This is a genomic window from Rhodoplanes roseus, assembly GCF_003258865.1.
Lineage (GTDB): Bacteria > Pseudomonadota > Alphaproteobacteria > Rhizobiales > Xanthobacteraceae > Rhodoplanes > Rhodoplanes roseus.
Map to the genome: position 1 here is coordinate 1 of NZ_NPEX01000198.1, position 6,053 is coordinate 6,053.

Genomic DNA, 6,053 nt, shown 5'->3' on the forward strand with positions numbered 1-6,053 from the left:
CTCGCGCCCGACCCTCCCCCTCCAGGGGAGGGTGAAGGGTGGGCCGATCGCGTCACACCCGCTTGATCTTGAAGCTCGCCACGTACTCGTCGGGCTTCTGCGGATCGAAGGTCTTGCCCATCACCGAGAAGCTCTTGGTGGTGGCGGTGGGCGGCGTCAGGCCGACCTCCTTCATCAGCTTCGCCGTGTCGGTGGCCAGGAAGACCTGGCTCGCCACGGTCTTGTAGTCGACGTCGCCCTTGATCTGGCCCCAGCGCTTCATCTGGGTGAGGATCCAGACGGCGAAGGATTCCCACGGGAACGGATCGAAGGCGATGCGGTCCGGCACCTTCTTCACGTTGCCGAGCCCGTCCGCGTAGGTGCCGGTCAAGACCTGCTCGACCACGGTGACGGGCTGGTTGAGATAGTTGGCCGGGGCGATCGCCTCGGCGATCTGCTTGCGGTTCTCGGCCTTGGTCGCGTAGGCGGTGGCGTCGATGATCGCCTTGAGGAGCGCCGCATAGGTGTTGGGCGCGCTCGTCACGAACTCCTTGGAGGCGGCGAACACGCAGCACGGATGGCCGTCCCACAGCTCCTTGGAGAGCGTGTGGATGAAGCCGACGCCGTCGTAGACGGCGCGCTGGTTGACGGGATCGGGCGCCAGGAAGCCGTCGATGTTGTCGGCGCGCAGGTTCGCCACCATCTCGGGCGGCGGCACGGCGCGGATCTGCACGTCGGTGTCGGGATCGAGCCCGTGCTCCGCCAGATAGTAGCGCAGCAGGTAGTTGTGCATCGAGTAGTCGAACGGCACCGCGAACTTGAAGCCCTTCCACGATTTCGGGTCGCGCTTGTCCTTGTGCTTGATCGCCAGCGTGATCGCCTGCCCGTTGATGTTCTCCACCGCCGGCGCGGTGTACGGGATCGGGCTCGCGCCGGCGCCGACCGTGATGGCGAGCGGCATCGGCGACAGCATGTGGGCGGCGTCGTATTCCTTGTTGAGCGTCTTGTCGCGGATCACGGCCCAGCCGGCCGTCTTCACCACCTCCACGTCGAGCCCGTGCTTGGCGTAGAAGCCCATCGGGTGCGCCATGATGATCGGCGTCGCGCAGGTGATCGGGATGAAGCCGACCTTGACGGACTTCTTCTCGATCGCCCCGGCGCCTTGCGCGAAGATTTCGGTCGCCGAGCCGAGCGGCAGGAATTGTGAGATCGCGGCCAGCGCCGTCGAGGCGCCGACCGATTTCAGGAAGGCTCTTCGCGCGGCGTCCTGCGGGAACATCGCGCGCACCACGGCGGAGGCGACGACACCCCGGTAACGGTCCTCCTCGCCCGACGGCGCCACGGTCTGCTGCTGCAGCCGCAGCGCGTCGTCGTGTGCGGCGTGATCGTGCTCGCTCTGGCTCGCATGGCGGCCGCAGACGCAACCCGAGGTCAGCCGGCGGTCGCTTCGGAAGGGATCGTCGAACAGGGACATTGGGCACTCCCTCTGGGGCACTCCGGGCCGCCGCCGTGCGCGGCGGGCCGGAGCCCGAATTTGCAAGCGACGTGCCAGCGCGCGGCGGCCCCGAACCCCGGCCGAATGTATGCAATCGGTGTATGCAATGCCCAGAATCGAGGCGGCGCTGGCGCCTTGCGCGGCAGGATTGCGCCGGTCCGCGATCCCGCTCCCAGGCCCGCGGCACGGCGGTTTTCGGATGGCGGCGGCGGGGCAACGAAGCGCGAACAGAGTTCCCTCAACGATTTCCGCGGTTTGTTCGCTTCGCAAAATCACGCAGCCGGACCAGTGCGCCCGGTCCCGCCGAATTCCTGCGCTGACGCAAGACTGCGCGTGCGGAATCGGCCTTATGCTGGCCGCGGGATCGTTGTCACACGGTACGGTCGCGGGGAGCATGGACGCACACGGGCTGGGATTGCTGCCGACCCTGGTGGTCAGCCTGTCGGTCGCCTTTCTGGGCGGCCTGCTGGCGCGCGCCGTGCGGCTGCCGCCGATGCTCGGCTACCTGCTCGCCGGCGTGGTGGTCGGGCCGTTCACGCCGGGCTTCGTCGCCAACCAGGCGATCGCCAACGAGCTCGCCGAGATCGGCGTGGCGCTGCTGCTGTTCGGGGTCGGCCTGCACTTCTCCTTCCGCGACCTGATCGCGGTCCGGCGCAGCGCGGTGCCGGGGGCGCTGCTCCAGATCGCCGCCTCCACTGGAATCGGCTGGGTGGTTGCGACCGGGGTGCTCGGCCTCGATCCGGTCGCCGGCGTCATCGTCGGCCTGTCGCTCGCCATCGCCTCGACCGCCGTGGCGACCCGGGCGCTCGACCAGCGCGGCCAGCTCACTGCGGCGGCCGGCCGGATGGCGCTCGGCTGGCTGGTCGTGCAGGACATGGTGGTGATCCTGGCGCTGGTGCTGATCCCGGCGCTCGGCGGCGGCGCCGCCTCGGCCGGCGACTTCGCCGTCGCGCTCGGCCGCGCCGTGCTGCAGGTCGCCGGCTTCGTCGCCATCATCGTGCTGGTCGGACGGCGCGCCATCCCGGCGCTGCTGGGACTCGTCGCGCGGCTCGGCTCGCGCGAATTGTTCACGCTCGCCGTGACGGTGCTGGCGCTCGGCGTCGCCTACGGCTCCTCGCTGCTGTTCGGCATCTCGCTGGCGCTCGCCGCCTTCTTCGCCGGCGTGGTGCTGGGCGAGAGCGACCTCAACCACCACGCCGCCGCCGAGGCGCTGCCGATGCAGCGTGTCTTCGCCGTGCTGTTCTTCGTCTCGGCCGGCATGTTGTTCGATCCGACCACGCTGCTGCGCATGCCGCTGGAGATCGCCACCCTGGTGGTCACCATCGGGATCGGCACCGGGCTCGTCACCATGGCGATCCTGCTCCTCTTCCGGGCGCCGCCCGAGATCGCCGGGGTGGTCGGGGCGACGTTCGCGCAGATCGGCGAGTTCTCCTTCATTCTCACCGACCTCGCAGTCCGCCGCGGCCTGCTGCCGACCAGCGGGCGCGACCTCGTGCTGGCCGCCGCCCTGGTCGCCATCGTGATGAACCCGCTGATGTTCCCGATCGCCTTGCGGTTCGCGGACTGGCTCGGCGAGCGGCCCGCGATGGTGCGGTGGCGCGAGCAGCAGGCCCTGTCGTTCAAGCCGCGCGCCGGGATGCTGGTCGACCATGCCATCCTGGTCGGGCACGGCCGGGTCGGCGCGACGGTCGCGGCCGCGCTGCGCCGGCACGGGCTCGACTACGTGGTGATCGAATCCGACCGCCGGCTGGCCGAGCGGCTGCGCGACGAGGGCACCCCGGTGATCTACGGCGACGCCAGCCGGGCCGAGGTTCTCGGCGCGACGTTTCCGGAGCTGGCCCGGCTCATCGTGGTGGCGCTGCCGGACGCGTTCCACGCCCGCCAGGTGATCGCGCTCGCCCGCGCCCTCAACCCGACGATCGAGACGGTCGTGCGCACCCATACGGAGGCCGAGGCCCTCTATCTCGCCGATGTCGGGGTGGGGCTCGCCGTGATGGGCGAGCGCGAGATCGCCCTCGGCATGTCGGATTTCGCCCTGCAGCGCCTCGGGGTGCCGGCCGACGACGCCCAGGAGACCGTCAACCGGCTGCGCGCCCGCAGCCGCCCGGGCGCCTCGGCGGCCTGACCCTCCACCGAGTCTAATCCCTCGGGGAGACTACGTAGGTCGTTCGGCGAGGCTCCGGGCGGCTAGTTTTCAAATGTTCTAAGTTACTGACGTTCCGGGTGTATTTCCTTGACTCCACCCCTCCGCTCTCCGAAAGCTGACAGTCGTTCGCAATTGCGAGCGGTGACCATCCTCGGACCGAGGCGTCCTCATGGCTGATGTGTTTCCGGACGTGCAGGCCTGCGTCGATCTTCAGGCGTCGGTGTCTCCTCTCCCGCTCGGCGCCGCGCGCCGCGGCTTCTGTGGCCGCATCGACGCGATCGCCGTGAACGGGCACGCGGTCGGGCTGTCGGCGGGCGAGCTGGAGAGCCGGCTGCTCGAGCTCGGCTTCGTCGAGGGCGCCCGGGTCGAGATCCTCCACGAAGGCTCGTTCGGCCGCGATCCGATCGCCGTGCGGGTCAACGACGCGACCATCGCGCTCCGTCGCCGCGAGGCGATGGCCATCCTGGTGAGCTGACCGAGTCGATCATGAGCGCCGCCGAACCGGCCGGACCGTGGCATCTGGCCCTGGTCGGCAACCCGAACAGCGGCAAGACCGCTCTGTTCAACGCCCTGACGGGCAGCCGCCAGAAGGTGGCCAACTATCCGGGCGTGACGGTCGAGCGAAAGTCCGGCGTGTTCCAGACCCCGGGCGGCCGCAGCGTCCACCTCCTCGACCTGCCGGGCACCTACTCGTTGCGGGCGCGGAGCCCGGACGAGCAGGTCACCCGCGACGCCGTGCTGGGCCATCTCGCCGGTGAGACCGCGCCCGACATGCTGCTGTGCGTCGCCGACGCCACCAATCTGCGCATCGCGCTGCGCCTGGTGCTCGAGCTCAAGCGGGTCGGCCGCCCCCTGATGCTCGCCCTCAACATGATCGACATCGCCAAGAAGCGCGGCTTCGAGTTCGACCTCGACCGCCTGTCGGCGGAGCTCGGCGTGCCGGTCGTCACCTCGACGGCGGTGCGCCGCGGCGGCATCGAGGCGCTGGTCGCCCGCATGGACACGCTGATCGCCGATCCGCCGGTCGCGCCGGGCGAGCAGGCCTGGGCGCCGCCGAGCTCGGCCGAGCTGCGCGCCACCCAGCGCGAGGCCGACCGTATCCTGGCCGCCGCCGTGAAGGTGCCGGGCCGCCCCGACACGCTGACCGGCCGGCTCGACTCGGTGCTGCTGCATCCGGTGTTCGGGATCGTCATCCTGCTCGCCGTGCTGTTCGTCATGTTCCAGGCGGTGTTCACCTGGGCGACGCCGGTGATGGATCTGATCAAGGCCGGCTTCGAGGCGCTCGGCGCCCAGGTCCAGGCGCGTCTGCCCGAGGGGCTGCTGCAGAGCTTCATCCAGAACGGCGTCATCGCCGGCGTCGGCAGCGTGATCGTCTTCCTGCCCCAGATCGTGATCCTGTTCTTCTTCATCCTGATGCTTGAGGATCTGGGCTATCTGGCGCGCGCCGCCTTCCTGATGGACCGCATCATGGGCGGCGCCGGCCTGCACGGCCGCGCCTTCATCCCGCTGCTGTCGAGCTTCGCCTGCGCCATCCCGGGCATCATGGCGACCCGCGTCATCGACAACCGGCGCGACCGGCTGACCACCATCTTGGTGGCGCCGCTGATGACCTGCTCGGCCCGCATCCCGGTCTATGTGCTGATCATCTCGGCCTTCATCCCGGACCAGCAGGTGCTCGGCTGGATCTCGCTGCAGGGGCTGGTGATGTTCGGCCTCTACGCGGTCGGGATCGCCAGCGCGCTGCTGGTCTCCTTCGTCGCCAAGCGGCTGTTCTGGCGCGACCACCCGACCGAGCCGTTCATGCTCGAGCTGCCCGACTACAAGCTGCCGCAGCCCAAGAGCATCCTGATCGGCCTCTACACCAAGGCGATGATGTTCCTGAAGCGGGCCGGCACCACCATCTTCTCGATGATGGTGCTGATCTGGTTCCTGGCCTCGTTCCCGCGGCCGCCCGAGGGGGCGACCGAGCCGGACATCAACTACAGCCTCGCCTCGATCATCGGGCACGCGCTGGAGCCGCTCACCGCGCCGATCGGCTTCGACTGGCACATCAACGTGGCACTGGTGCCCGGCATGGCGGCCCGCGAGGTCGCGGTGGCGGCGCTCGGCACCGTCTACGCCATCGAGGGCGGCACCGAGGCGGCCGAGAAGATCGGCGCGACGCTGGCCCAGAACTGGAGCCTCGCCACCGCGCTGGCGCTGCTCGCCTGGTACATCTTCGCCCCGCAATGCGCCTCGACGCTCGCGGTGATCCGCCGCGAGACCGGGAGCTGGCGCTGGATGGCCGTCTCCTTCGGCTACATGCTGGCGCTTGCCTACCTGGCCGCGCTCGTCACCTACAACGTCGCCCGCATGCTCGGCGCCGGGTAGGGCGGTCTTGTCACCTCTCCCCAGCGGGGAGAGGTCGACGCGCGGAACGCGCGGCGGGTGAGG

The 6,053-nt window shown here is 69.8% G+C and carries 4 protein-coding genes; 3 read left to right on the top strand and 1 reads right to left on the bottom strand.

Annotated elements, in window-relative coordinates:
• Nucleotides 1-52: 52 nt before the first annotated feature.
• Complete coding sequence (locus tag CH341_RS22280; RefSeq protein WP_111421171.1) at nt 53-1,453, bottom strand: CmpA/NrtA family ABC transporter substrate-binding protein; 1,401 nt, start codon at nt 1,451-1,453, stop codon at nt 53-55.
• Nucleotides 1,454-1,868: 415 nt separating this feature from the next.
• On the opposite strand from CH341_RS22280, the gene CH341_RS22285 reads away from it, so the two are divergent.
• The 3 genes from CH341_RS22285 (at nt 1,869) to feoB (ending at nt 5,990) form a co-directional block, all read left to right on the top strand.
• The gene (locus tag CH341_RS22285) at nt 1,869-3,599 is read left to right on the top strand and encodes a cation:proton antiporter (RefSeq protein WP_111421172.1); all 1,731 of its coding nucleotides are present in this window, start codon (nt 1,869-1,871) and stop codon (nt 3,597-3,599) included.
• 190 nt (nt 3,600-3,789) lie between these two features.
• On the top strand, nt 3,790-4,095 hold the full coding sequence (locus CH341_RS22290) for a FeoA family protein (protein WP_111421173.1): 306 nt from the start codon (nt 3,790-3,792) through the stop codon (nt 4,093-4,095).
• A gap of 11 nt (nt 4,096-4,106) precedes the next feature.
• On the top strand, nt 4,107-5,990 hold the full coding sequence (gene feoB / locus CH341_RS22295) for a ferrous iron transporter B (protein ID WP_111421174.1): 1,884 nt from the start codon (nt 4,107-4,109) through the stop codon (nt 5,988-5,990).
• Nucleotides 5,991-6,053: the final 63 nt, after the last annotated feature.

Excerpts from the sequence above, each read along its gene's own strand:
- CH341_RS22290 (WP_111421173.1), top strand. The coding sequence starts at position 3,790 with ATGGCTGATGTGTTTCCGGACGTGCAGGCCTGCGTCGATCTTCAGGCG.
- feoB (WP_111421174.1), top strand. The coding sequence starts at position 4,107 with ATGAGCGCCGCCGAACCGGCCGGACCGTGGCATCTGGCCCTGGTCGGC.
- CH341_RS22285 (WP_111421172.1), top strand. The coding sequence starts at position 1,869 with ATGGACGCACACGGGCTGGGATTGCTGCCGACCCTGGTGGTCAGCCTG.
- CH341_RS22280 (WP_111421171.1), bottom strand. The coding sequence starts at position 1,453 with ATGTCCCTGTTCGACGATCCCTTCCGAAGCGACCGCCGGCTGACCTCG.